The sequence below is a fragment of the Stenotrophomonas sp. SBJS02 genome (assembly GCF_020428325.2).
Lineage (GTDB): Bacteria > Pseudomonadota > Gammaproteobacteria > Xanthomonadales > Xanthomonadaceae > Stenotrophomonas > Stenotrophomonas africana.
The window spans coordinates 14,137-40,239 of record NZ_CP109812.1; the positions used below are offsets into that span (position 1 = coordinate 14,137).

General features: G+C 57.5%; 24 protein-coding genes and 2 pseudogenes. 18 read left to right on the forward strand and 8 right to left on the reverse strand.

The annotated features are described in order from the left end of the window. Positions 1 to 40 precede the first annotated feature (40 nt). The 3 genes and pseudogenes from FQS62_RS00065 to FQS62_RS00075 form a co-directional block, all read left to right on the forward strand. Positions 41 to 310 (forward strand): hypothetical protein, encoded by a 270-nt coding sequence (locus FQS62_RS00065; protein ID WP_049447425.1) that lies wholly within the window; start codon positions 41 to 43, stop codon positions 308 to 310. A gap of 9 nt (positions 311 to 319) precedes the next feature. Then, on the forward strand, positions 320 to 1,063 hold the full coding sequence (locus FQS62_RS00070) for a pyridoxine 5'-phosphate synthase (protein WP_049447426.1): 744 nt from the start codon (positions 320 to 322) through the stop codon (positions 1,061 to 1,063). 142 nt (positions 1,064 to 1,205) lie between these two features. Continuing rightward, a pseudogene (locus FQS62_RS00075) lies at positions 1,206 to 1,442 on the forward strand (radical SAM protein); the annotation flags it as partial. A 155-nt stretch (positions 1,443 to 1,597) separates the two neighbouring features. Here FQS62_RS00075 and FQS62_RS00080 read toward each other — a convergent pair. Further along, the gene (locus FQS62_RS00080; protein ID WP_049412847.1) at positions 1,598 to 1,822 is read right to left on the reverse strand and encodes a type II toxin-antitoxin system RelB family anti-toxin; all 225 of its coding nucleotides are present in this window, start codon (positions 1,820 to 1,822) and stop codon (positions 1,598 to 1,600) included. Between the two features lie 80 nt (positions 1,823 to 1,902). Here FQS62_RS00080 and FQS62_RS00085 point away from each other — a divergent pair, with 80 nt between their 5' ends. The 7 genes from FQS62_RS00085 (at position 1,903) to FQS62_RS00115 (ending at position 11,125) form a co-directional block, all read left to right on the forward strand. After that, positions 1,903 to 2,238 (forward strand): hypothetical protein, encoded by a 336-nt coding sequence (locus tag FQS62_RS00085; RefSeq protein ID WP_049412845.1) that lies wholly within the window; start codon positions 1,903 to 1,905, stop codon positions 2,236 to 2,238. A gap of 150 nt (positions 2,239 to 2,388) precedes the next feature. Then, positions 2,389 to 3,480 carry a PA0069 family radical SAM protein gene (locus FQS62_RS00090; RefSeq protein WP_100441006.1) on the forward strand — a complete coding sequence of 364 codons (1,092 nt, stop codon included), beginning with the start codon at positions 2,389 to 2,391 and terminating at the stop codon, positions 3,478 to 3,480. A gap of 298 nt (positions 3,481 to 3,778) precedes the next feature. After that, on the forward strand, positions 3,779 to 4,567 hold the full coding sequence (locus FQS62_RS00095) for a hypothetical protein (protein WP_224119313.1): 789 nt from the start codon (positions 3,779 to 3,781) through the stop codon (positions 4,565 to 4,567). 117 nt (positions 4,568 to 4,684) lie between these two features. Then, on the forward strand, positions 4,685 to 5,152 hold the full coding sequence (locus FQS62_RS00100) for an NIF family HAD-type phosphatase (protein ID WP_100441008.1): 468 nt from the start codon (positions 4,685 to 4,687) through the stop codon (positions 5,150 to 5,152). 629 nt (positions 5,153 to 5,781) lie between these two features. Then, on the forward strand, positions 5,782 to 7,092 hold the full coding sequence (locus FQS62_RS00105; RefSeq protein WP_100441009.1) for a tyrosine-type recombinase/integrase: 1,311 nt from the start codon (positions 5,782 to 5,784) through the stop codon (positions 7,090 to 7,092). 19 nt (positions 7,093 to 7,111) lie between these two features. Continuing rightward, positions 7,112 to 9,013 (forward strand): hypothetical protein, encoded by a 1,902-nt coding sequence (locus tag FQS62_RS00110; protein ID WP_224119314.1) that lies wholly within the window; start codon positions 7,112 to 7,114, stop codon positions 9,011 to 9,013. A 105-nt stretch (positions 9,014 to 9,118) separates the two neighbouring features. Beyond that, complete coding sequence (locus tag FQS62_RS00115; RefSeq protein WP_224119315.1) at positions 9,119 to 11,125, forward strand: integrase; 2,007 nt, start codon at positions 9,119 to 9,121, stop codon at positions 11,123 to 11,125. On the opposite strand, the gene FQS62_RS00120 is transcribed toward FQS62_RS00115, so the two are convergent. Continuing rightward, positions 11,088 to 11,513, reverse strand: coding sequence for a hypothetical protein (locus FQS62_RS00120; RefSeq protein ID WP_157804509.1), 426 nt, complete (start codon positions 11,511 to 11,513; stop codon positions 11,088 to 11,090). The genes FQS62_RS00115 and FQS62_RS00120 overlap by 38 nt on opposite strands. Before the next feature lie 284 nt (positions 11,514 to 11,797). On the opposite strand from FQS62_RS00120, the gene FQS62_RS00125 reads away from it, so the two are divergent. Continuing rightward, the gene (locus tag FQS62_RS00125) at positions 11,798 to 12,013 is read left to right on the forward strand and encodes an SDR family NAD(P)-dependent oxidoreductase (RefSeq protein WP_100441011.1); all 216 of its coding nucleotides are present in this window, start codon (positions 11,798 to 11,800) and stop codon (positions 12,011 to 12,013) included. A gap of 15 nt (positions 12,014 to 12,028) precedes the next feature. Continuing rightward, complete coding sequence (locus tag FQS62_RS00130; protein ID WP_100441012.1) at positions 12,029 to 12,598, forward strand: cyclin-dependent kinase inhibitor 3 family protein; 570 nt, start codon at positions 12,029 to 12,031, stop codon at positions 12,596 to 12,598. Between the two features lie 252 nt (positions 12,599 to 12,850). Here the strand turns inward: FQS62_RS00130 and FQS62_RS00135 are convergent, their stop codons facing one another. Further along, positions 12,851 to 13,432 (reverse strand): HNH endonuclease, encoded by a 582-nt coding sequence (locus FQS62_RS00135; RefSeq protein WP_100441013.1) that lies wholly within the window; start codon positions 13,430 to 13,432, stop codon positions 12,851 to 12,853. Continuing rightward, entirely contained in the window at positions 13,429 to 14,769 is a 1,341-nt protein-coding gene (locus tag FQS62_RS00140) for an AAA family ATPase (protein ID WP_199849313.1), read from the reverse strand. Before FQS62_RS00140 ends, FQS62_RS00135 begins: the two co-directional genes overlap by 4 nt. 344 nt (positions 14,770 to 15,113) lie before the next feature. Here FQS62_RS00140 and FQS62_RS00145 point away from each other — a divergent pair, with 344 nt between their 5' ends. After that, positions 15,114 to 15,749 (forward strand): hypothetical protein, encoded by a 636-nt coding sequence (locus tag FQS62_RS00145; protein WP_154329108.1) that lies wholly within the window; start codon positions 15,114 to 15,116, stop codon positions 15,747 to 15,749. Positions 15,750 to 15,760: 11 nt separating this feature from the next. Here FQS62_RS00145 and FQS62_RS00150 read toward each other — a convergent pair whose 3' ends face one another. Next, complete coding sequence (locus FQS62_RS00150) at positions 15,761 to 16,663, reverse strand: helix-turn-helix transcriptional regulator (protein ID WP_100441028.1); 903 nt, start codon at positions 16,661 to 16,663, stop codon at positions 15,761 to 15,763. Between the two features lie 107 nt (positions 16,664 to 16,770). Between FQS62_RS00150 and FQS62_RS00155 the strand changes: the two genes are divergently transcribed. Continuing rightward, on the forward strand, positions 16,771 to 17,946 hold the full coding sequence (locus FQS62_RS00155) for an anti-phage 6A-MBL system MBL-fold protein (protein WP_180895277.1): 1,176 nt from the start codon (positions 16,771 to 16,773) through the stop codon (positions 17,944 to 17,946). Between the two features lie 68 nt (positions 17,947 to 18,014). Further along, positions 18,015 to 20,195, forward strand: a complete 2,181-nt coding sequence (locus FQS62_RS00160; RefSeq protein WP_100441029.1) for an anti-phage 6A-MBL system cap2_3 protein — start codon at positions 18,015 to 18,017, stop codon at positions 20,193 to 20,195. Positions 20,196 to 20,483: 288 nt separating this feature from the next. Here the strand turns inward: FQS62_RS00160 and FQS62_RS00165 are convergent. Then, positions 20,484 to 20,741: pseudogene (locus tag FQS62_RS00165) on the reverse strand (transposase); the annotation flags it as partial. Between the two features lie 271 nt (positions 20,742 to 21,012). Then, positions 21,013 to 21,222, reverse strand: a complete 210-nt coding sequence (locus FQS62_RS00170) for a YegP family protein (protein ID WP_100441031.1) — start codon at positions 21,220 to 21,222, stop codon at positions 21,013 to 21,015. Between the two features lie 556 nt (positions 21,223 to 21,778). Between FQS62_RS00170 and FQS62_RS00175 the strand changes: the two genes are divergently transcribed. From FQS62_RS00175 to FQS62_RS00185, 3 genes are all read left to right on the forward strand, one after another. Continuing rightward, complete coding sequence (locus tag FQS62_RS00175; protein ID WP_157804514.1) at positions 21,779 to 22,222, forward strand: hypothetical protein; 444 nt, start codon at positions 21,779 to 21,781, stop codon at positions 22,220 to 22,222. 697 nt (positions 22,223 to 22,919) lie between these two features. After that, the gene (locus FQS62_RS00180) at positions 22,920 to 24,398 is read left to right on the forward strand and encodes a SulP family inorganic anion transporter (RefSeq protein WP_100441033.1); all 1,479 of its coding nucleotides are present in this window, start codon (positions 22,920 to 22,922) and stop codon (positions 24,396 to 24,398) included. A 111-nt stretch (positions 24,399 to 24,509) separates the two neighbouring features. Further along, complete coding sequence (locus FQS62_RS00185) at positions 24,510 to 25,043, forward strand: arsenate reductase ArsC (RefSeq protein ID WP_072167338.1); 534 nt, start codon at positions 24,510 to 24,512, stop codon at positions 25,041 to 25,043. On the opposite strand, the gene FQS62_RS00190 is transcribed toward FQS62_RS00185, so the two are convergent. Further along, positions 25,004 to 26,089 (reverse strand): ArsO family NAD(P)H-dependent flavin-containing monooxygenase, encoded by a 1,086-nt coding sequence (locus FQS62_RS00190; protein WP_100441034.1) that lies wholly within the window; start codon positions 26,087 to 26,089, stop codon positions 25,004 to 25,006. The two genes, FQS62_RS00185 and FQS62_RS00190, sit on opposite strands and share 40 nt — an antisense overlap. Between the last annotated feature and the right edge of the window lie 14 nt (positions 26,090 to 26,103).

The following is a 26,103-nucleotide window of genomic DNA, read 5'->3' on the forward strand; positions in this document are numbered from 1 at the left end:
CGCAGCGCTACACTGCGGCGATCACCCGGGGAGCCCGACTATGTACTGGTTGTACCTGCTGCTGGCGCTGGGCTGCTTTGCCTTCGCCCTGAAGACGCCCAGCGCGGGGCTGATGAGCCTGTGCCTGCTGGCCGCCCTCGCCTTCCTGCTGGCCTGGGTGCGCGGCCGCTACGTGGCCCGCTTCGGCGACCTTCAGCGCGACCCCGCCACCCTGGTCGATGCCGAGGAGCTGCGCCGCCTGCGCGAGCAGGCCCAGGCCCGCCGCAACGAAGACGCCAACGATCACGATCCGTCCCCTCTTTCCAAGTAGTTCCGTTCCATGACCCAGCTCAGCGTCAACGTCAACAAGATCGCCGTCCTGCGCAATTCGCGCGGCGGTGCCGAACCGGACGTGGTGCGTGCCGCCCAGGCCTGCCTGGATGCCGGTGCGCATGGCATCACCGTGCACCCGCGGCCGGACCGCCGCCATATCACCGCCGAGGACGTGCTGGCGCTGTCCATGCTGACCCGCGTGCGGGGTGTCGAGTTCAACATCGAAGGCAACCCGTTCGCGCCACCGCGCGAGGGCTACCCAGGCCTGCTGCCGCTGTGCGAACAGACCCGCCCGGCGCAGGCCACCCTGGTGCCGGATGGCGATGGGCAGATCACGTCCGATCACGGTTTTGACTTCGAGCGCGATGCCGAGCGACTGCGCCCGCTGGTTGCGGAACTGAAAGCACTGGGCTGTCGCGTCAGCCTGTTTGTCGACGCGGGCAACCCACTGCTGGAGCAGGCGGCCGAAGTCGGCGCCGATCGCATCGAGCTGTATACCGGCCCCTATGCGGAAGCCCACGCGGCCGGCGATGCCGACGCGATGCTGGCGCTGTTCGCCACCGCCGCGCGCCGTGCGCAGGCAGTGGGACTGGGGGTCAACGCCGGCCATGACCTGTCGCAGGACAACCTGCGTGACTTCCTGGCCCACGTGCCGGAGGTGCTGGAGGTGTCGATCGGCCACGCGCTGATCGGCGAGGCGCTGTATGACGGACTGGATGCCACGGTGCGCGGGTATCTGGCGTTGCTTTGATGCATTGCAGCCGAGCGTCGGCTCGGCTCTACAAAGTCTCTGCATCAACTGTAGAGCCGAGCCCATGCTCGGCTCAGCACCGCCCTGAACCCTTCAGGCGACCGTCGCAGCCATTGAGACAGCCTTGGCGTACCTTGACGCAATGGGTATTGCGATCAAGGGCCGAGGTTCCACGTCCCACCTTGCCGGGCGCTTTGAAAGCACCGTCAGCGAGGCGGTGGACGACGGCTGGGCGGTCGACGAGAGCGATGAGTTCCTTGCCCCGCGCCTGCGCACCGAAGTGCGCGTCGAAACCGCGCGCAGCATCATCACCCGCAACACCTCGCCCGACGTCGGCTTCAGTCAATCGGTGAATCCCTATCGTGGCTGCGAGCACGGTATCAATACCCCCTGATTGTTCACCAGACAAATGGATATAGATCAATAGTTTAGCGGAGTATCAGTAAACACATCGGCTTGGCAGGAGCGCGCGCAGCAACGGCGAGCTCGCCCCTCTCGGACGAGCTGGCCCTCGCTTTTTAGCTGCGAAGAAAGTTAGAGACCTGCGGCGCGTAGCAAGGCTGACATCGACGTGCCCAGACCATCAGCCACGCGCTCCAAGGTAGCGAGAGTGACGTTCTTTTCGCCACGTTCGATCTTGCTGTAGTAGGCGCGGTGCATTTCGATGTGGTCAGCAAAGACTTCCTGGCTGACACCCAGAGCAATACGATGCGCGCGGATCACATCTGCAAGTTTCGCTTGATTCGTATGCTCGACCATACGAAGCAGCTTGTGGTCCCGGTACTTTAAAGACTACGCCTCTAAAGGTAGTCTACTTATAAGTACTAATTGCCCATCTCATGAACTTTTACCTCGTATGTCCGGAACTGGAGTTCACGCTTGAGGTTCCCTTCTCGCCCATGGGCAGGGAGCAAGTTGCAATGCAGGTGCGTCGGATGCAGGAGGAGGAAGGGCAAGCCAGGGGCTTCGAATGCCGCTTGGCAGAAGAGCTGTCAAAGCTCATCCCGCAACTCACAGATTGGGACATCAAGCCACCCACGGGTGCACAGATGGCGTACGCGACTTCGCTCTGCGCGCAGTTGGGTATTCAACTGCCTGCAGCAACACGTCGATCGCGTGCATTGATGCAAACCTTCTTGGCCGAAGCCAAAGCGCTCCACGGCCAACGTAGCTGACAAAGACTGCACAAGCCGAAGTTGTGGATAAGTTTGGGTAAAACTTTCTCGCCAGATTACCCAATGGCCTACAGCTAGCTGAATTCCAGGGTGTTGCGGTGGTTGTGGTTAGCAATAATACTAACAACCTAATCTTCCCAAGTTGTTGCCATGGAACAGGATGCTCGAAAGGCCCAAGTTCCCCTCAAAGGTAGAGGGGCAGCATCGCGTGTCGCGAGCCGTTTCGATACCACTGCAACAGTGGGAATCGACGATGGCTGGGAATCGGTCTACCAGGAGATGGAAGACGCGCCGCAGTTGAGAACTCAGGTACAGGAAGAGCGAGCGCGAACGGTGATCAGCCGCAACACATCCCCCGACGTTGGCTTCAGCGCGTCGGTAAATCCGTACCGCGGCTGCGAGCATGGGTGCGTTTACTGCTTTGCCCGCCCCTCCCATTCCTACTTGAGCCTTTCACCGGGCTTGGACTTCGAGACGCGCCTATTTGCAAAGACGAATGCCCCGGAGCGGCTCAGAGCGGAAATTAGCAAGTCGAACTACAAGTGCGCCCCAATTGCTCTGGGAATAAACACAGACGGCTATCAGCCGATTGAAAGGAACTACCAAATTACACGCCAATGCCTTGAGGTGCTTGCTGATGCCAAGCATCCGGTGAGCTTCGTCACCAAGAGCGCGCTGATCACCAAGGACATCGAACTGCTGGCGTCGATGGCCAAGGACAGGTTGGTTACGGTCTACTTCTCGGTCACTACGCTCGACAGGAAGCTATCGGCAAAGCTGGAACCGCGAGCTGCCGCTCCCCACGCCAGGCTGCGAGCAATGAATCAGCTGCACGATGCAGGGGTCCCGGTTGGGGTTCTGATCGCGCCTGTCATACCCATGATCACGGACCATGACCTAGAAGCTATCCTTCAGGCCGCTCACGAACACGGTGCCCGGGCCGCTGGCTACGTGCTTCTCCGGTTACCTAACGAGATCAAAGAGATCTGGAGAGAATGGCTCGAGCTGCACTACCCTGATCGGGCCGCGCACGTGCTTAGCTTGATGCGACAGATGCATGGCGGGAAGGAGTACGACGCCAGCTTCGGCACCAGAATGTCCGGAACTGGACCGGTGGCGGACTTGATCCGTAAGCGATTTGAAAAAAAGTATCGTGAGCTCGGTTTCACAAGGCTGCCTGCACTAGCCACTCATCTGTTTCAACCTCCCCAGGAGAAGTCGCCACAAGGTCAACTTTTCTAACCAGACGGAAAGCGTGGTAGCAGCAGTTACGAGCGAAGGATCCAGTCGGAGCGGTGCTTACAGGGACAAGGAGTAACAGGCTCCCGAGTGCTGATACCATCTCCCCGAAACTGAACTAGCCCTTCCTGCGTAGTAAGCTCAGACGGCTCTCTAAACGTATTTGGTTATCCCGCTTCCTCATGACAAGGACTAGCGTATGCCCAAGCAAGTGAGAGGTTTATCAGTCTACCGAAGTACGATTGAGCGATTGCCACAATTTCGTCTCCTTAGCAGCCCACTCACAGAGGACCAGGCGGCGATGCTGGGATTTGACGGCGTTCCGCTAGCGGGTGCTTCCATTGTGCCAAGCGCCGAAGGACCCGCGACGTTCTTCAATGCCCGGGGCAAAGAGATCGTCAGAAAGGACCTTCCGATGATCACCAAGTCTCGATCGATCAACACGTCGTGGAAGGACTGGCACGGGCAAACCCACCACGGCACTCAGACGAGATCTTACGAAACCTATCCCCGGGAACACATTGCACCACCTGGTGAATTCCTCACCGCCGTGGAGACAGACGGTGGTATCGCAATGGCTACGAGGATCATTGATCGGACGGAGCCAGAAGAGAGCATTGCAAATCTCCTCAACCTCTACCTGGAATGCTTCCCACACTTTGAAATCGTTGACCCGAACCTTGCGGTGCCAGTCAGGGTCGAGAAGGTCACCTGGCGCATTCTTCCTCCTGGGAAGTTCCCGTTCGATCGAGCGATGCAGGTGCTGGATAACTATCTGGAGCAGCTTACCGAAAGCGATCGCGCAGCCGCTAGACAGCGCATCCGGACCATTACTCGTCACGAGCCAGACTTTATGGCAGTAGGACTAGGCGGTTTCAGTGAGTACATCGTCTTCGGGTTCACGCGAAAGAGTCGGTACGTGTTCGAGAGCCCGGAGACAGGCAACGCCACCTACATCTTCAGGAACGAATGGGAGGAGGTGTCTCAGCTCACCAAGCGCCAGATCCTCCAAGAGCAGCTACAGGAGGCCCGGATTATCCACACCTCTCGTTGGGCTATAGAAGTCTCAGAAGCAATCCAGCGGAAGTGAGTGGTCGCGGAATGCTCCAGGATGCGTAAACCGAACCAGCATAATTCGCTCTACGCAGTAGGCAGTCACCTAACGACACGATTACTCTGGGTCGAAAGATCCCAACAGGAACTCCTTATGAAGCCAACCATCCTGGCGTTGGACCTCGAAGGTACGCTCATCTCGAACGCAGTCAGTCAGATCCCTCGCCCAGGCCTATATAGGTTCCTTGAGGACGTCCGATCTCAGTTCGAGGAACTTGTGCTGTTCACCACGGTTCCCGAAGCACTCGCCCGAAGCATTGCGGGACTGCTGGCTACGGAAGGCAGTGTACCGGTATGGTTTTCCGGACTTCGCTACATCCATTGGTCTGGAAAGACAAAGGATCTCTCCTATGTCTCCCCCCACTTGGGCGACGCCCTTCTGCTGGATGACCACGGCCCATACGTGCATGACGGCCAAGAGAGCCTATGGGTTGAGATACCGTTGTTTGGCTCTCCGTACTCGGCGGACGACGACGGGTTGCAGATCGCAACTGCACGCCTGACTGATCGCATCATGCAACTGGAGAGTGCATTCAACCCGGCCCGCAGGACCGAAGGCTAGCTTCAATGACAGCGTCGTCTCGATGGCGCTTCGCAAGAGCACACATGTACGGATGGTTCTCTTCCAAAAATGGAACAGATACGGACCACCATGCGAACAAGCCTCAAGTAGGTCTTCCATAGGGTTCGTCTTGGAGACGCCGGAGACGGCAATCGAGAGGCCGCTCTCAGTGGAGGTGCTGCAGGCCTTCTACGGCACCCCTATCTGCGCCGTCAGAAACTAATGTGGAAGCGCCGCACGCACACGTCGTTCCAGCCGATACGATTCGCCGAAGGATGCGCAGTAGCAGGCGCGTCGTCTCCGATCTGCTCATGCCAACTCACTGCCAGCGCGCTTCGGTAGCCATAGACCGCGTGCTATCGACTGCAGGGTCAAGCGGACCCCCAAGTTGGTAGCGAAAGCGAAAATCTCGAGTACGCGATGACCGAATCCGCTGGGCTTTTGCGCACTTCGCCCCCGCTAAAGTTTGGGCTGTCCTTCACATCAAGCGTACCAGAAGGCTCACGATCAGGCGTAAACCACTGAATCAATGACAGTAAAAAACAGATCTGATTCTCATTCCATTTGTTAATGTACCGTAAGGCTCACGCGCCAGAAAATTTTTCGCGTACCTGATAGCTTTCGGCGCCATGGCCTACGACGTCGAAATCTGCACCGCGCATGCGATCACTTCACCAGCGACGGTGACAACGGGTGAGCAAGGCGTGCCCTTGCCCGAGGGCTTCTGCTTTCTAATCAGCAGGTCGGACGGATCACTCGTTCAGCCTGCTTTTGAGTTCTTTGCAGATTCTCATCTCACCATTGACCGGAATCCAAAGCTTGCATGCAGCAAGAATACGACGGCAGCAATAGCGGCTGACCTCACCGACTTCCATCACTTTTTGGACGCAAGGAAAAAGCGCGTCTCGGATGTAGACGAGCAGCTCCTCAAAGCCTACGCGGACACATTGACGGACCTGGACTCCGCGGTGACCCTCGAGAAATTTGCCGCCGCGACCATCCACCGAAGATGGTCGACCGTGACTAAGCTAGTCGCCTTCTGTGTGAAACGGGGCTATCTAAGGAAGCCGCCAGCGCTGCTGAGCAAGCAGACAAAGCGAGGAACTGTTCAAGTTCTCGATGTTGACGTGAATCTGCCCGGGCTGAACGACGCTGACGAGCTCATTACTGCGCTGCATCCCGAGACGGTCGTAGGCGTTCTCGACGAACTAGGCCCTAAACCCGTGGTCGAAAGAAACGGTCTCGTTGAACTGGCGCTCGCGACCACGGCGCAGCGATTGATGGCTGAGCTGTGCTACCACGCCGGGTTGAGGCGGTCTGAAGTGTGCGATCTGCATGCGATCACCGTCCTTAAGACGCGCACCGAAGGGCGCGATCCGCTTTCCGCAGTTGCCATCCCAGTGGTCGGAAAGGGCAACAAGAAGCGCAATGTTCCCGTACCAGTTTGGCTCCTAGAGGCGCTGAAATGCTATGCCAAGGGTACTCGGCAGGCCCTCATTGACCTCCGACTGCGGTACCGCAAGCTGGAGGATCACGGCGCACTATTCGTTCTCGACGTAAACGACCGCAGGCATGCGGGTAGTCCGATAACTCCCCAGACGTTCGATCGCCATTTCGCTCTCGCCAAAGACAGGTTGCTTAAGCGCCTTTCCAAAGAGCCCGACCTGGCGCGCTATGAATCAACGCAGCGAGAGCGGATAACCATCCACGCGCTTCGGCACACATTCGCCCTGTACACGTACATGGAGAAGCGCGCAAACGGCGACATGGATGCGATCAAGTATGTTCAGTCAGTACTAGGGCACAGCCTCAGGGAGACGACCGAGTCCATCTACCTGAGAAGCGCGAATGCCTTCGAGAGCGAAATCAGGGAGTCCATCAGGCTGCACATTGAAGGTCAATCGTTTATGCAACTAGGCGTAGCGGGCGGATCGGCTTGAGCGCAGAGTTCCCCCGTTAATGGACGAGCATGACCTCACACGCAAACGACCAACCCACGCAGAAAGAATCGAATACGGAGGAGAGCAAAACGTGGCAGGAAGAAGGACCGCTCAACTCCGGCACGCCTTGGGAGATGAGGACAAGGTCAGCGCAACGAAGAAATGGGATGTACGCGAGACCGCTGATCGCCTGGAAGCGGCGTTCAGACGCGCCGGCGACCAACGCGACAACATCGTCAACCTCAGCCGGTGGAAGAGCATAGGTGCAGCCGCACCGATCTTCGCCGAAGCGTTCTGCAGAGCCCACAAAAATAGCAGAGAGACAAGTAGATCCTCTTCAGCTAACAACATGGTGAGTGGCCTGGGGCAGTACCTAGCCGCAACAAGAGTGGAGATAAACGGTCCAGATGACGTTCCGATGGACCTGGGCGAATCGTTCCTAACCTATCTGAAAGGAAAGGATGCCACGCACCCGATCACGCTCGCGGTGCAGACACAGCGTCACTACTACGGGACCTTCAAGAAGGTCGTCCTTGCGCTGCACGAGATGGACCCATGCTGGCAGGTGATCCGTATTCCCACAAAGCCGTTCGCAGGCCTGCCACGTAAGAGCAATCCTAAAGAGCTTGACCGTGCGGCTTGGGCCAACGTCATGAAGGCCGCTGTTGAAGAATGCATCTCTACAATGGATGAAGTATGGCCGCTTCTGGACAGGGTACACAGTGCTATTGCTAAGAAGAGTAAGGGCGACGCTGTATCGCTAAGCGACCCGGCGGAGGCAATTGCGCAGATCCTGGCAAACTTTGACGGTCACTTTCCTCGCCAAGCGGAGGTTCGCCAGCTCCCTGGGGTAGGAAAGATCAGTGAAAGTGAGTACTTCCGCCTGAGGAGGCTTGCGCACCCCATCGGTGGTGATCTCATCCCATTCTTCCTGGTACTGGCCATGCACTCGGGGTTCAACGAGCAGCCACTTAGAACACTCACTCTGGATGGCATATCTGAGCACTACCCGCTTGGACGGAAACGTACGGTGATCAAGTCATCCAAGCACAGGGCTGGGGAGAGCGATCAGGGGGCACCACAGCGAGCGGCCTTCCCCGCCAGCGATCACCCGCTAGCCCCGGAAAGATTGATACGTTTCGTCATAGCTTGGACCAGACGAATCAGAGACTACGCTGATGGCGAGCTTGCCAATGACTTCTTCCTGCACGCAGTATCCGAAGGTGGGCGCCACAAGCGCCGAGGAATGCTCATCGATTCCTACTCATGCAGAACCGACGATGTAAACACGCGCGTGACCGGTTACATCACGCTGTTCTGCAAACGAAGGGGGCTCAAGTACTCCGGCTCACGCGCAAATAGGCTTGCGTTCTCTGAAGTGGTTGATGGACTGACCGACGGCGACGCCTTCGAGCTCCGAGCAATGCTGGGCCATCGGCTGCTGTCAACTGGTCAAGACAGCTATCAGACAACCACGATGCAGCGTCGGCAAAAGGAACAGATGGCAGGAGCCATGGCGGCCCAGGAGCGCTGGGTGACTTCAAATGGAAATATTGATACGCGCTCAACCCGGAGTGACCGTGAGCATACGGCAGCCACGCAGGGCTTCTGCTGCGCAGATCCATTCCAAAGTCCGCAACCGGGTCAGCGCCCGGGCAAACTCTGCACCAGCTATGGAGCTTGCCCTGCGTGCCCGCTCGCAGTAGCTGACTCAAACGAAGCCTACGCGCTCGCCCGCTTCCTTCAACTGCAGGAGCTATACGAAGAAGCTAGGGCAGAGCTTGGCAGCGAGATATGGCGGCGAAAGTTCGAGAACGCTTACCTAGCGATCCGCGACTCATGGATTCCCGCTGTGAGCACAAATGCGAATCGACAAGCAGCGGCGATGATCATGCTGACGTCGCTCCCCACACTTGAATAGTTCGGACCGCAGCGTTAGCAGAGCGTCCACTCTAGAGGTAAGGCTATGCCTGCAGTAAGAAAGATCAGATCAGCGCAGGCGGCAACCCTGCACCCTTCATTCCAGGTGGACTATGACAGTAATGTCTGGACGTTCGCTCAAACCACTGTCGGCCAACAGAGGGAGTTCGTCACCGTTGATTGGGCAATCCCGGTTGCGCGCGGGGAATTACTCACAGACTACAAACACAGGGGACTGCTGGATGAACTGAAGTGCTACCTCAAGACCTCCATCGTCGATGACACGGTACGCATGACGGTTGGATCTATTCCTTCTACCTACATGGGCGTGAGGGAGCTGGTGAAGTTCATGGGGGAGCGGGAAATCCGCACGCTTTTCGACATATCCACAGCTGTGAGTTGGGAGTATGTCGAAGGTCTCGAAGAGCAATACATCATGGCCGGAGGTGATGTCGGTCGAGATAGAGCGTGGACGCATTCCACTGCCTACAAGCTTATTCACCCACTTACACAGATCTACGAGCTCGCGGACAGCTTGCGCGCCAGAGGTGGACAAGCACCCTGCGAAGCACCGTTTGATGGAAGAAAAACCTATGACGTTGTGACCGGGCCGCTTGGGCTCGCTCGAACGGGTGGATTGCTGCCTATCCCGGACGAGATCTCGGTGCCAATCCTCACCTACGCATATGAATGGATCGAACACGGCTCGGAAGATGTGATCAGACTTCAGGCCGAGATCATCCCGATGCTCATCGACGCAAGGAGCGCGAAGGGACCAAGACGAATCATATGTCTTCGTGAGATCAAACGGCACATCGAGGAGTTCCAGATGAGTCCGATCCCTGGAACACTAACGCCTTGGCATGAGCCGCTGCTCGCAACGGATCGGATTGATGACGCTGGGGACGAGCGCGAAATTAGCGGAACTCAGGCCCTCAGACGCCTAATCCTGATGACTCAAAGCGCATGTAGTACGTTGCTGCAGGCATGCACTGGGATTCGAGCTCATGAGCTGATAGGCCTATCCTTGGACCACGATCCGACGCTGCAGCACGGTGTGATCAAGTCAGTGACTTCTCTAGACGGACTGATGGAGGTCTTCTCCATCTGCGGCATTTCAGCCAAAAGGGAAGCGACTCGCCATGAGTGGACAGCCGGACTGCGTCCGCTGGGTACAAAGCACATGCCGATTGTTCTGAAGTCCATCGAAGTGTTGGTTCGGCTAATGGAGCCTTGGAGAGCTCTTTCTGGCAGCAGCACGCTGATGCTCAGCTTCTCCCACGCCAAGTCCCTTCCATCCGGTGCTGATGGAGTTGGCCGAATGACAGCCAACCGAAACTCTCTCCTGCAGCGCGAGTTCGCCGTGGAGGCCCTCACTAAGAAGCGTGGAATCGAGATGACGCAAGCTATCTACGAGGTGAGATCCCTCCGCCCACAGCGATGGAGGATCACCTTTGCGCACTACGTCTTCCGATCCAAGCCGGAGCTTATGCCTGCACTTCGGACCCACTTCCGTCACATGAGCGAGCAGATCACGGATCAAGGGTACATCGGCAACGACGCAGCGCTGCTCGAGAATCTGGAAGGAGAGAGAGTCATGGAGACCTCCAGGTTCCTCGTTCAAATCACTCTTGGCAAGCCGATCGGGGGGGGACCGGCACAGCGGCTTCTCATGCAGCATGCCGAATCAATGGCCAAGGCACTGTCAGTGATGGACGGAGAAACACTGATTGATAAGGCCGTAGCATACGTGAAGCTCACCGACCTGCGGATATGGACAGGGACGTACGCGAGTTGTCTGATCGATATGGTGCCTGATCGCTCCAGCTGCAATCCACACGCAAGCCTGCTCACCGTCCGCGCCTCGCCAGACTTCGGCGTACGATCGCCCGGCCTGTGTGCGGGGTGCAAGTGCTGCATCATCCTCCCAGAGCATCGGGACTTCTGGGAGGATCGACTTCTGAAGAATCAGACCATTGTCCAAGCAGATCGGATCAACTCTAAAGACCAGCGATCAAAGATTGCCATGAGTCGTATCGTTCAGAGTCGAGCAGTTCTGAAGATGATATCTAAGGCTACCGGGGACGCCTCCGATCGTTCCGGCGGAAGTTGACGACATTGGCCGCTTCATCCCTGTTGGCACTTCTCTTCTGAAGCCGGGACACTGCGAGCTGAAGGGAAGCGTTGTGGATATTTGTCTTGTACACCAGAGCCTTCAACCTTGCATTCTCGGCTCTGAGCTTGGCGAGCTCTTCAGTCACTGAGCCGCGCTTCTCCTCCTCAGCTAGTTCTTGAATTTTGAGCCAGACATGCCCCAGTCGAGCGTGCCTTGATCCAAAGCTTCCTCTATTTACGCCCGCCTCCGCCGCGACCGAGGTTGGCGTGATGATCCGGTGACCTGCGGCCATCTTTGCTTTCAACAATTCATTGGTTGGGCGTCGCTTCACCAGACGGTCAAGAGCGGCCAACGCTTTGTCCTCTACTGAGTAGGGTCTGCTCATGCTGCTTTCCGATGATTCGTCGTAGCCAGTACATAGCCTACGCCACATGCGCCGCCGAATCAGCTGGGTGGAATCCGTCATCTCAGGGTCTGCTGAAAACAGCGACTACCAAACTCCAGAAGCTGATAAGGGTCGCGTTCGCTACTCTATCCTCGACGTTCTGTTTCGGCTTGTAGTAGGCATCCTCCAGGATCCTACGCAACTAGGTTCCCAATACACCATGTTCAGCACGTAGATGCTTTGATTGTCAGCTCTAACACAACAGGGAAGCGCTTACCGTGTCCATGAAGGTAAAGGTTGCATTAGTTACTGGCGGCCGCTCTGGCATTGGATTGACGATCGCACAAAGGTTCTCAGTAGACGGTGCTCGCGTCTTCACCGCCCTGCGTCGTGCAGACATCGTGTTTGAAGGCATTGAAGCGGATTTCTCGGATCCAGCCTCTGCGCAACGCGCCGTCTCAACCGTGACTGATTTGCTTCTCGCCCCTGAGGGCTATTGATTTTGGAGAGAGCAGGTGAGCAGGACAAGTATCTCCCATCCACTGCAGATTGCTACCTTGCCCGTCGGTACGAACGGCGGTGGGATCGGCGTCACCTTTGCACCAGGAAAGCATCAGGACGTTGCAATGACTGGGTCTTGGGCTCGGGACCTGGACGTCGATCTAGCTTCGATCGTCGCGTGGGGAGCACAGCATCTGATCACGTTGATTGAGCCGTGGGAGTTCGAGGAGCTGCAAATCACCTCTTTGGCGGAACGTGCCAGAGCGCACGGCTTGATGTGGCACGGCCTGCCAATTACGGATGGTGCGGTACCTGATGCGCGACTGCTTGAGCCATGGCGATCCCTAGGGCCACAGTTCGCGGCCAAGCTCTTGTCCGGAACCAGGATCGTGGTGCACTGCAAAGGCGGTTTGGGTCGGGCCGGCACAGTGGCGTCGATGCTCCTCATTGAAACAGGCTGCGCTTCAGACGGCATCGATGCAATTGCTAAAGTGCGCTCAGTGCGGCCCGGCGCGGTGGAGACAATGGAGCAGGAAGAATTCATCCTGAGCTGGTCTGGTCGCCCAGGCCAAAGCCTGAGCTAGCCGCAATGCACCGCGACCCGACACCAACTCCGCTTGGGAGGATATTCTGGCCAAGATGGCACCGTACCGATACATGATTGGCATGTGTCCCTGAAAGCATGCTTGCACCGAGCTGAGCCCAACCCGCGCTCTCAATACTGAGGAGCGGGAAGCCAGATAGGAACAAGATTGCTCGTCGCCAATCATCCAGCTTCGTCCCTAGAGTTTGCGAGACAGCCCGATCGCCCAATTTGATGTAACGCAGGGGATGCGCTATCCCTCGTGAAACCTGTGACGTTGCATAACGGCATTCAAGTCGTTGAACATCGCGTCGGTCACACCAAACTCACTGATATAGCGGCCGAGATGGCAGACATAGAAGGTATAGCTGCCCTTCTCGCTCAATGGTATGTACAGGATGCCCGCCCGCCTAATGTGCTTTGAGTACTCATCAAAGTGCGGATGTACGATCCTAAACTTTTTAGGATCACTGGGGTAATTCACCGGCACATAACCCTTGACCGGTGGGTCGACATGGACCTCCCTGTTTCTCTTGTACTCATTACAATCAGGGCAGCAGACGCACAGGTTGAGTGGCTCAAACATGTACCCTACGTACGTCGCCTTGGGAGCGATGTGCTCGACGGTAGAGCCCGCAGCCGACCTGACCGACAGGAGGTTCAGGCAATACGGACACACGAAGCGCTGTACGCGTCGGTAATGATCTCGCACATCGACACGAACCGGCTCAAGGCTGGCATCGGACCACTTCGTGTGATCGTACTGGGGGTGCGCACGTATGGCATCTATTCTATTGAGCGCATCCGCGCTAAAGACGACGGGTTCGTCAATCATGCCCGCTCCTCCTTGAGAAGCGCTGAGAGTGAGTCGATCAACGAGATAAGCTTGTCACTGGGGTCAAGCTTGTTGCGCACTTGGAAAAGCCATTCCATCTCCCCCTTCATTTCGCGGGTAAGCGGGCGACCAACGCGCACCTGGGCGATCAGGTTGAAGCACACCCTTGAGATGTACTCATTCATCATGCCAGGCGCGTCGAAGAGTTCCGCTAGCTGGAAGTCTGCAGAGCGGCGCTGGAACTGCGACGCAGGATAGAGCTTCCCCTTGCGCAGGTGATAGATGAAGGATCCGGGACCATTCAGCCTCGCGATGATTTGGGGGGAGTGCGTGGCGATCACAAACTGGCAGCCGCTATAAGGCGAAAAAGCAGACTGCAGGAGGGCCATGAAGCGCTCTTGCCATTCCGGATGGAGACTAATCTCGGGCTCGTCGATCAGAACCAGAGAGTTGTCTTGAATGTGCCCTGCGATACCTAGCATGAGTACAAGCAAGCACTGCTCGCCAGAACTTGCGCGCTTAAGGCTGAAAGGCGGGTGTCCAAGCTTCTCTACCTCAATATCCATCAATCGAAGCAAGTTATCGTCGAACAGCCGCAGATATGCCCCAAGGCGCTTACGCCCTAGCCGAGTGCCGCCAAGGGTCGCGACGTTGCTGCGAAAGTCCACCTCCAGACGCAATGCGCCAGGCGTATCCATCAAATCAGAAGCAATGTCGAGGTCTTTCAAGACTGCCGATAGACCATCGGTGGCCTCAATAATGGACGCGACGCGGCGATCGAAGCTGTACCTAAATTGCCCAGACCTGAAGGATGACTTTTCGACGCTATGACGGTTCGATGAACCGTCCACCCTTGAACGTTCAAACTGAGGCTTCAGTACAAAGGTGAACACTGGAGAGAAATTCAGCGATTCCAGGACACCTAGTAGGTTCAAGCTAGGCGGGGTCTCAGCCAGCTTCGATAGCAATCCCCGAGCTGCGGAGGACAGCAGCGACACGGCTGATGATGAGCCGTACATGCCCTCTCCACGCATCCCAACGTAGCGGTAGTTCTTCTGCGCCTTTGCGCTCCGCCTTGGCGGCGCTGGAAACTTGTCGAAGGGACTCGTTGAAGCCGCAACGACCACAGGATGTGGGGGATGACTAAATTGCCCAGTGCCGATTGGGCCGTAATACTCGCTAATCCGAAGCCGCGCAATATCCGACAACAGCCGGCTTTTTCCAACTCCGTTCTCTCCCACAACAACTGTATATGTGTTATCCCTTGGGCTGACTTTAGCCTCGTCTACCAGACGCACCAGCTGACCATCATGGTAGATATTGATCACTCGTTCCATTGGAGGCTCTCCCTGTCTATAGGAAGAATGTTGGCAGATACTGGTTAGCTATCCAAGGTCATGGTCCCTGCGGCCTAGGACGCTCCCATTCCGGCGATGGGAGATCTCGGCAGAGAAGTGCAGGGCCTTCCTGGCCCAGAGCTAGCGCCACCCATCGCCGCTCCTTGACCGATCTCCCCACGGAAGGCTGACAGGTAAGATCCGGGCTGACACCGAACGCTTGGGCCGTGCCCTTAGGCCCAAAAGCTCGTGCGCCCTACCTAAATGTGCCTTCGGGAAGGCATAATCTGGCGGGAGAGGTAAATATCAACCGCCTGCCAATCTAGTTGACCGGGGAGAAGGAAGTGTCTGCAAAAGGAGGACTGCTGAGATGGCTCGGAGCCTTCATAGCTTTCGATATGGCGCTGCTAACCTACGTCTTGATTCCCGATTGGCGTTGGGGTGCTGCCGACCCGAAGATGATCATAGGTGGGCTAACGACAGTACTTTCCCCTCCAATGCTCTACATGATGACCTCAATTCTCTCGCCAGACATGAAGGCTGCACTCGTCTTCTGGAGAACCAAGCATCACTTGCCTGGCTATTCGGCATTCTCCAGGCACCTAAGAGAAGACTCGAGAATAGACGGTGAAGCAGTTGCGGCGCGGCGGGGTCCTCTTCCGTCAGACCCGGATGAACAGCAGCGCCTGTGGTACAAAATTTACCGCGACCATCGCAATGACGAGGCAGTTCTTGATGCCAATCGTCGCTTTCTCACTTTTCGGGATCTGGCAGTAGTGTCACTCCCGGTTACCGTGGTGGCCCCCATCGCGCTCACGTTCTTCGATCTCGGCTTCGCACGAGGCCCCGTGGCCGCAATCTTCTGCCTGCAATACCTTGGCGCAAGTGTCGTCGCGCGCGTAGCGGGCGTACGTCTGGTTCGAACTGTTCTGGCGATAGAGGGCGCGCAGCCAGGTTCCGCTGCTCCCGGTTCGGCATGACTGGCCCTTTACTAGAAATCCGGCCGCACAATTGAGGGAAGGTAGGCAGCTAGTTCGGTGCGGTTTGCAAGGACAATCTGCTGCGATCTTGCCGCTTCGTTCTCTTGTTCTTTAAGACCCAAGCGTGCCAACAAGTAATAGCCCATTGCTTGTCTGCACTTCAGCTTCAATTTGCCTTCTGACATGCCGTAGTCAAGTTCAATCACTCGCCGCGCGCCCTCCGAGAGAGCAGGGTTTGGTGCTATCTCAATATCGATCACGCGGTTCCATTGTACGTCGCCACTGATCGTGGCTTGAGCGTCTCCAGATGGCTTCGCCAGCAAGATTCGCGCAAAGAGGAAGTCACGGTAGTCGTTGCGCAAGTGACAGTAGGCTCGGATGTGCCATCGGAATCCGTCGTAGGCCAATGCCAAGGGTGAGACGCACCTTACATCTGGCTCAGCACGTGCCATGGTCTGGTAGGTGATCTCCAGAGCTCTGCCGGACTGAATTGCAGACAAGGTCTCCCGTAGTAGCGAGACATCGACCCGGCGGCTAGGGAAGCTCACGATCTCTGAAGGCGGCGGGTTACCCAAGAAGCTCAAATCGGGACTCAGCAAGCCGGTAGTGATCGCATGCAGTTCCGCCAGATAGCGGGCGCTCGATCCTTCGGTGAAGATCGGCGCATATGTCGGCATCGCCACATAGGCACGCTCCTTGGCGTCGTACTTCGCATTCAGCGGGGCGCGTGCGGCGTATTCAGCAAAGTCCAGAGTCGCCTGAGGGGGTGAGATCTTGAAGAACTCCACTAGGTCAGAACGATTGACCTTACCTGCCCACAAGAGCCGAGAGTCAATGAATTCTAGCCGGCGTGCCTGACCCCAGCGCTCTTTGCGGGCGGACACATCCTTTAAGTCATTGAATTTGTTAGGCATGTGAGAATCTTCCAAAAATATCCACTACTTTTTATGACCTCATAGTTTTTCGTAGTATAGTGCGTCTGAAGGCCACGGGGTGGTCAACACGATGAGGCGCAACTCGAATGAGCAACATCACGTTCTTCCCGGTCGACTGCGGTGACATGACCCTGATCCGCCTCGCGGATGCTGCGGTCAGTTCTATCCTTATTGACGTTAACATCCGCGCGGCGGCGGACGATGCTGACGACACTTCTGTACGTGATGTGGCTTCGGACCTGCGGGGCAGGCTGCAGCGGGATGGATTTGGCCGGCCCTATGTCGACGTCTTCATGTTGAGTCACCCTGATCAAGACCATTGTCTCGGTCTGGCCCGTCACTTCTACCTGGGCCCAATCGAGAACTATCCTGATGACAACAAGGCGGACAACGACAAGCGGATAGTCATCCGGGAAATCTGGTCGTCTCCGTTGGTTTTCCGCCGTCGTTCAAAGGACCATGTTCTCTGCGACGACGCATTGGCTTTTAATCGCGAGGCTAAGCGGCGGGTAACGCAGTTCCGCCATGGTCTAGGGAACAAGGACGGCGAGCGCGTACTTCTGATGGGTGAGGACGTTGACGGCAAGACGGATGATCTCGCCCCGATCGTCATCCAGCCTGGTACTACCTTCAACCGTATCAATGGGGCTAGTAGCTCCTACTTTGAGGCAACGCTGCTCGCGCCAATCCTCTGCGATGACCCGGACATTGTTGAGGAGCTGAAGAAGAACAATTCCAGCATCGTCATCAACTTCGCCTTGGACTCTGTCGAGGCCGGACGGCCGCGCTGCAAATTCTTGTCTGGCGGTGATGCGGAAGTTTACGTATGGGAGCTTCTCTGGGCTGAGTATGGCAAGAGTGGAGAGCTGCAGTACGACCTTCTTCAGGCACCGCACCATTGCTCGTGGCATTCGCTGTCATGGGATAGCTGGTCCGAAAAGGGCGAAAAGGCCCAAGTGTCACCTGAAGCGCGAGCTGCCCTAGGTCAGGCGAAGACAGGTGCGGTGATTGTGGCTAGCTCAAAGCGGATCCTGGATGACAAGAATGATCCGCCGTGTATTCGCGCTAAGACGGAGTACGAGAGCATCCTGGCTACTGTGGGCGGAAAATTCATGTGCACCGGAGAGTATCCGCACCATTGGGAGCAGGCTCCGCTGGATCTCCAGGTTTCATTCGGAGGTGTCCGAGTCAGGAAGGCAGGCGCAGGCTCTTCTACGGTAGCGGCACTGGCTGCCGCGCCGCGCGCGGGCAGCCCTCAGTGACTTCAGATTTTCTCGACTGGGGGGTCAGCATCCCCAAAGATGAGCCTGATCCATTCCGCGATGGCCGCATGCGGGCCCTCCTCAGGGCCTGCAATGCACACGCGGATATCAATGTTGTGGAGCTGAGACGGCTTGAACACCCATTCGTTGCAGAGATCATAGTGGCCGATGTTGGTGATGGCGCCGTGTCCCCTGGGAACGACGCAGGGATTCACCGCATCGAACGAATTGCACTTCTCTACCGAACTGGTGCCCGATTCCCATTCGAAGCTCGACCTCTCAGGAAGAGCTTCCCGAGAGCGCTGCATCAGTACTCTACGGGTGACCAAGGACCGCCGTCGCTCTGCATTATGGAGGGAGACTGGGAGCTTGCGGAACATAGGTTCACGCCAGAAGCGCTACTCGAGACCCTTCTAGCTTGGCTGGAAAAGACGGCAGATGGGACGATTCATGGGGCCGACCGCGGCTTGGAACCCGTCTTCTACAGCCTTGGGCAGTGCCTAATGCTTCCGCCGGACTTTGCGGAGGCTTTGAGCGATCCGTCCAAGGAGCTCGCTTTTGTGGACGCGTGGGAGTGGGAACGCGGAGTGACATATCGCACGCGCATTGTCGCGTCTGCTTCTCCGGCACGGGCGCCGCATCGCATACTCATCATGGATGCCGCCCCAATCGCGCACCTGCCACTCTCCTCGCCGCCGTCATCGCTTGGCAGCCTTGAAGAGCTGCTTGTAGCTAAGGGAAGCTCGCTGATGCCGGGACTGGCCAAATCAGTTCAAGAGGCTTTCCGGCGATGCTGCAACGCCAACATCCAGCCGGGTCAGGGGCGAATCATCTTGATCGTTCGTCTTCCGCGGCTACGAGACGGTGAAGTGGTGAGCATCGACTCGATGGGCTTCAGAATCGACTGTGACCTGGTCGCGCTAGGATTAAAAATACAGGCACTTGGCCGGTACGGAGAGAACGATACAGTCCAGCCAGTCCTTATACTTGGAGAAGGACCGAGGTGGCCAGAGAAGGGTTGGCAAGATATCGAAGTGCTGCACATCGACGTCAGCCGCAGTCTGGATCGAGACGAGGCGAAGCGATGGTCGGGAATTGAAGACGGTGAGTTCCGCGGCGTAATTGCAGGAGTGGGCGCCCTGGGAAGTGCCCTTATCGATATATGGTCACGCTCCGCATGGGGTCACTGGGACTACATCGATCCCGACGTTCTAGCTCAGCACAACGTCGTCCGGCATGTCGGCACCCAAGATCAGGTTGGGTTGCCAAAAGTCGAAGTAGCCAAACGCCATGCGCGGCGGACGCTCGGGTTTGCCGACCCAGATGTGAAAGCGTTGCAGAACCGGGCCTCGGACCTTGATACAGAGGCGGTACATGCGTGCCTGAAGCGTGGCGATCTCCTCATCGATGCATCAACAACCATCCAGGTAACTAGGTCGTGGTCTGGAGCGGACCTACCTCGAGGTATGGCAACCTTCTTGACGCCGTCGGGAGATGGCTGCGTGCTTCTTGCTGAGGACAGCTCGCGGGAAATCAGAGGCGCATCGCTTGAGGCCCAGTACTACAGGGCGATCATCCAGCAAGATTGGGGAGCAGTGCACCTCGAAGCAAAGGGTCGCCCACTTCGAAGTGGGGCGGGCTGTCGCGATGTCTCTGTAGTCCTAGGCTACGACCAGGTGTTGCGAAGTGCATCATTACTTGCAGGGCAGATCAGGAATAGGTCAATGCTTTCCGGTGCAAGTATCGATGTATGGGAGTCTTCGAGCGACGGCAGCATTCGTCACATTGAGGTGGCAGCCAGACGAACCTTTTCGAAAAAGGTAGGAGACTGGGAGATTATCTGGGACGAAGGTCTCTGCGAACAACTCCTAGGGGAACGAGCCAACTCGCTTCCACTCGAAACCGGAGGAATCCTTCTGGGCGTCGTCGATTTCAAGCTCAACACAATCCATCTCGTGGACGGCCGTTCCGCACCAAAGGACAGTGTGTCAACTGAGGCGGACTTCCAGTGCGGTAGCTGCGGCGTGCAGGAAGACATTACTGAGGCCCAGCGTCGAACAGCCGGTATGGTGCTTTGGATAGGTGCTTGGCACTCGCATCCCCAGGGTGTGAAGGCAGTTCCAAGCATCCAGGATCAGGAACTTCTGTCACATCTCTGCACAAGGCTGGGTGCGCACGGACTACCAGCGGTGATGCTCATAGCGGGCGAGAACGGCATCGACGTTTTCCTGCAAGCGAAAGGGAGTTAGCTCGCTTAACACGCAGACGAGTTGCCGAGCGGTTTGATGGCGCAGGCGGGACTTGCTGGCTTCGCCTCTGCGCACATGGGGTGGCCGCTTGGCGTGAGCGGATACATCTCCAGTTCCGATATGACCTGGTGCTGGCGGCCTTCCGTCAGCGCCCCATCAGTGATCAGGGGAGCAGTTGGAGTCTGCACTGGGCATCTGAACTGGAGAGCCCGCTCTTCGTCTAAGGCCATCACCCCGGGGTGGTAATGATTGATCAAGCAGCTCTGGACGGCTGATATGCTCGGGTCCTGATAGATGTCGAATGGCAGCTTCTGGCCGGAAGCGGACATCAGGATCGCTGCTCCACTGGCTGTGCATAGCTCAGCCTTGAGGCGCTGCCGCGCTCTGGTCCTGCTCCACGCGCCGGCCAAGCTCGCCTTTGCCTTGCTGCCGCTTCTGGCCGAAAAGACTGTCGATTGATGCGCCCAGCCGCTAGGCGGCCTCCGCTACCAGGCGGCCGTACTCAACGATCTGCTGGATCGCCTCGATCTTGAACTCATGGTGCACCGATTCATGCCCACGACCACCTCTGCCTAAGCCATAGTTTATGGCTTCGATATTTCCGCAGAATCCGGCGGGATTGCAAATCGCTCAGAGGGATGCAGAAATCAGAATACTCCAGCGGGAGGTGCTTGACCTCGGCGTTAAGTGGAGGCGTTGCAGGACGATGGAAATGCTGTCGGTCGCCAGGCTGAATAATGGGACTTAGCGAGACGCAAGGCTCTCGCTAGAGTGGCCGGGATCGTTCTGTATTACCCGACCCCGGCCCAAAGGGGCGCTATTTCCGCAGGCGATCGAAATGCTCGTCACCTATCACAGGTGCGAACTGAGACTCCTGCTTCAATAGCATAACCGAGTGCTCGCAGTCAGAAAGGTTAATGTAGCTCTCCGAGCTCACCGCAATGATTCTTCCATTCTTTGCCGTGAACCGCCATCGCCACTGTCCCGCAACGTCCTTGTATACATAGAAGTAAGAAACCTCTGCCATTGCGTATTTATCCCCCTTCGTTCGCCAATGTATGGCCGACCGGCGTTAGGCTGGTCGGCCTCCCTGGAGGCAGACTGCGATCCTCGTGTCGGAAGACAGTGAGTCTGCGTCTCCTGTCTTCGATCTTAGGTTTGCCGAGTCTACTGAACAAGTGGTTAGGGGCTGGGATGCGGGCAAGCGATTGTCAAATTGGCCGGATCAGCTCGGAGTCGTGTGCCGCCTCTAGCCGGAGACGCTCGGCCACGCGCATAGGGCCCTTTTCTGGATCCTCGCATACGCGATCGATCTCGGGTTTGGTGGGAGCATGAGCGTGTGGTATCACGGAGAGGGTTAGGGCGTGCCGTAACGTCGGTGTGATACGACACAAAAGCACCAAAAGTAGCATCGACGCCGGATTGGGCCGCCAGAACTTGCCCAGCACGGCTGCTTTTCCGGGGACCAGCCTGTTGAATGGGTGTAGGATTTTTCCTATTCCAAGTTGAAACCGGATTGGCGACACTTCGCGCAATGCCGCTCTAAGCGGTCCATTCCTGGTTGGCCCATTCAGGGGAAAAACATGCCAGCTTTTGCGGTCGGAGATCGGGTATACGTTCCGTGCCTTCTTGTGCCCGACCTTGAGGATCAGGACACCGCGCTTTACAGGACAAAGATTTCATCCATCAACGCTAGGTCTGCAACTGTAGAGGTACCACGTGGTGCTGTTTCAGGGCCCATTGGAGTAGGCCGGCTCCACTCGGATGTGGGCATTCTCATCATCAATATCGGCGACTTCGTTAGCGAGGCCGCGTTACTTGACCCACTCGCGAAGTCAGTGCTTCAGTTTTGCCGCCTGCTCGTTCCAGACGACCAGGTTATCGCGGTGAAAGTCCGAAGCGTTGCTGAGTTGAAAGCGTTCTGGATCAAGAACCATAGAGCTTACACGCACGTTATCCTCATCGGGCATGGAAACAGGGACTGTATTGGCTTTGGCGTGGATGGTGACGTCAATCTTCCAACATAAGATGATGCCCTAAAGGATCGTGGTGCCAAGCCAAAATCATTTATCTCTCTCTGTTGCAAAACAGGTTATGCAGATTTCGGAAAGACCTTTTCGCGGTTCACCATCTGTAAAACCTTTGCAGCGCCGTTCCACTCGGTTCATGGCGCGACAGCCTCTCAGTTTTGCCAAACCATGCTCACTTGGATGCTAGTTGACGGGAGGACCACCAAAGCTGCCTTCAGGAGCGCGCGCAACTCGGTTCCGGGCGGCGTCAGCTTTCGCCTATGGCAGAATGGTGAGTTGTCGGCGGGCAGGTGATTCGCCCCAATGGCTGTAGACAGCAACTTCCAATCTGAATGTCCGCTTTTGGCCGATAGCGGACACAGGCCCCGCGGCGAATGTCCACCTCTTCTTTGGCGATTCGGTCAGAGCTCAATTCAATCTGATCAACTGCCTACCAGCTTGTCGACTTCGCCTGCGAAATGATCTTGGGATCTGGGAAGCTACCCTTGAGAGTGCACCGAGGCGACCGCGATGCCGGCCGGATTTCCCCTCAGGCGCTATGCCAGTCTACAATATACCGTCAAATACCCAACGGATCGGCTAGCGATGACTCCACCCTGACGCTTGATTGAAGAAGCGACCCAGACACTTAGGTCTGGAAGGGTGCCTGTTTCTTTCGTTTGGCGCGCACTGCTGTGCGCGGAGATCATTTTCTATGCCTGCAATTTATCCCCTGCGCCAGCAATGGCTCGGTAACATCCGTGGTGACCTGCTGTCGGGCATTGTCGTTGCGCTAGCCCTGATTCCTGAGGCAATCGCGTTTTCCATCATCGCCGGCGTCGACCCAAAGGTAGGTTTGTATGCCTCGTTCTGCATCGCCGTCATCACCGCCATCGCCGGTGGCCGCCCTGGCATGATCTCGGCTGCGACCGGCGCCATGGCGTTGGTGATGGTCACGCTGGTGCGCGAGCACGGCATTCAGTATCTGTTTGCCGCCACCATCCTGGCCGGCGTCCTGCAGATGCTGGCCGGCGCCCTGCGGTTGGGCTCGCTGATGCGCTTTGTGTCGCGCTCGGTGGTGACCGGATTTGTGAATGCACTGGCGATTCTCATTTTCATGGCGCAGCTTCCCGAGCTCATCGGCATGCCGTGGATGGTGTATGCGATCTGTGCTGTGGGTCTGGCAATCATCTACCTGCTGCCGCTGCTGACCAAAGCCGTTCCTTCGGCATTGGTGGCGATCGTGGTTCTCACGGCCGCTTCCATGTATTTCGGCTTCCAGGTACGGACCGTAGGCGACATGGGGGCGCTGCCTGACAGCCTGCCGTCGTTCCTGATTCCGGATGTGCCATTCACCTGGGAAACACTCCAGATCCTGCTGCCGGTTTCGGCGACTTTGGCGGTCGTTGGCTTGTTGGAATCGCTGATGACCGCGCAGATCGTCGAAGACATGACCGATACCCCGAGCCAGAAGAATCGCGAATGTGCTGGCCAAGGCTTGGCTAACACCGTAACGGGCTTCTTTGGGGGCATGGCAGGCTGTGCAATGATCGGCCAGTCGGTGATCAACATCACTTCCGGTGGCCGGGGCCGTCTCTCGTGCCTTGTGGCCGGCGTGGTTTTGCTCCTTCTGGTTGTTTATGGGTCAAACCTGGTGAGTCAGATTCCAATGGCCGCACTGGTCGCGGTGATGATCATGGTCAGCATCGGCACCTTCAGCTGGCGCTCGCTGCGCGAGCTGGCCATTCATCCCAAGAGCTCTTCGGTCGTGATGATTGGCACGGTCATCGTGACCGTGGCTACCCACGACCTCGCCAAAGGCGTGTTGACAGGCGTGATCCTGTCGGCGGTGTTCTTCACCCGCAAGGTCGGCAAGATGCTGATCATCGACGACACCCAGGTCGAGACCGACTCGCGCGTCTACGTTGTGAAGGGGCAGGTGTTCTTTGCGTCTGCCGGACAGTTCGTGAGTAGCTTCAACTATCTGGATGTCCCCAAGGAGGTCATCATCGATCTGAAGGACGCCCACTTCTGGGACCTGACCGCCGTTGATGCGCTCGACCGGGTAGTGATGAAGCTGCGCGAGCACGGCGCGACCGTTGAGGTGTTCGGTCTCAACGATGCAAGTGAGACCTTGGTAGACCGCTTGGGAAAGCATCGTACGCCAGGCGCCACACGGTCGTCGGGTCATTGAACAGATGAGCGAAGCGGGCACCGAGGGGTGCCCGCTTCCTTTTCGGCAGTCATCGAGTTGACATATGGCAAGGCAATACTTCGATTATTCTAGATAAATGGTTGCGATGACATGCGTCCCCTGAATGTTCTGTTCCTTTGCACAGGCAACTCGGCGCGCAGCATTCTTGCCGAAGCACTGGCCAGCCATTTAGGGCGTGAACGTATCCGCGCTTACAGTGCGGGCAGTCATCCCAAGGGCGTAGTTCATCCGGTGGCCCTGCAGGTGCTCTCGGAGATTGGCTTCGACGTTGCCGGGCTGTCGAGCAAGCCGTGGGATGCATTCGCAGGTCCGGAAGCACCGCAGATGGATCTCATCGTAACGGTGTGCGATCGTGCCGCGGGTGAAGCGTGTCCCGTGTGGCCAGGCCACCCGGCTACCGCCCACTGGGGCATCCCCGACCCGGCCGCAGTGCAGGGCAGTGCTGATCAGGTCCATAAGGCGTTCCTGAGCACGCTTCACCAGCTCCAGCACCGTCTCGGATTGCTGTTGGCGCTTAAGCCTGAAGCGCTGGACCGCATGGCCCTGCAATCGCAGGTGCGGGCGCTGGGCAATGGCGCCGAGGCTCACGCGCCAGATAACACCGGAGAAGCCTCCCCGATGTAGTCGCTGATCTGCCTAACTGCCTCGCGCGCGTATCGGGTCACCCCGATCAGCGTGGCCGATGCTGCGCCATTCCAGTCGCCATAGCCAAGCAGCCAAATCGATGGCGCTGCGACCGACCGAACCTGGGTGTCATCCACGTCGATCCGACCACGAGCGTTGACAATGCCCAGTCCTTCCAGGTGCGACAATACCGGCCGGAAGCCGGTGCACCATATCACCGCGTCGAAGTTGCGTTCGCTGCCATCTGCCCACTGCATGCCGGTGGCGGTGAAACGGACGGGTGGCGGCATGGAGACCAGTACGCCGCGGCGCCGTGCGTCCACCACCGGCGGCACCATCACGATGTCGCCAAAACCATCCCGCTGAATATCCGGCTCGCGTCCTTCCTGCTGAGCCCTCCACTTCTCGGTTGCGCGTGCGAACAGAATGCGCCCGTCGACATCGTCGGCCAGGAAGGCTGGCACCCGCTGGGTGATCCACGTGGTCTTGGCCACCTTGGAGACCTCGGCCAGAATCTGTGCGCCTGAGTTGCCGCTGCCGATGATGGCCACGCGCATTCCGGCGAAGGGTTCGGGATGGCTGTAGTGGGCCGAGTGCAGCTGCACGCCGCCGAAAGCGTTCAGACCTTCATATCCGGGCGTGCAGGGATGCCGCCACGTACCCGTGGCGCTGATCACTGCATGTGTCTGCCACTGCCGGCCGTCATCTGCTTCCACCCGCAGCCGGCTCCCCGAGCGGCTGATGCGTTTTACCTGCACGGGACGGATGACAGGCAGCGCATACTTATGCTCGTAGCGCGCGAGGTAGTCGAGCACTTCCGCCTGCGACGGGCACGGTTCCCGGGTAGCAGGCATCGGCCAACCGGGAATCGAGCTCCAGCCCGCCGGCGAGAACAGATGCAGGGATTTCCACGCATGCTGCCACGCCCCGCCAGGTGACGTTTCGGCATCAAGAATCACATAGGACAGCCCGCTGCGACGCAGGAAGTAGCCAGCCGAAAGACCCGCCTGGCCACCTCCGATCACCACGACATCGACGCTGTCCATCGGGACTTCCTCAT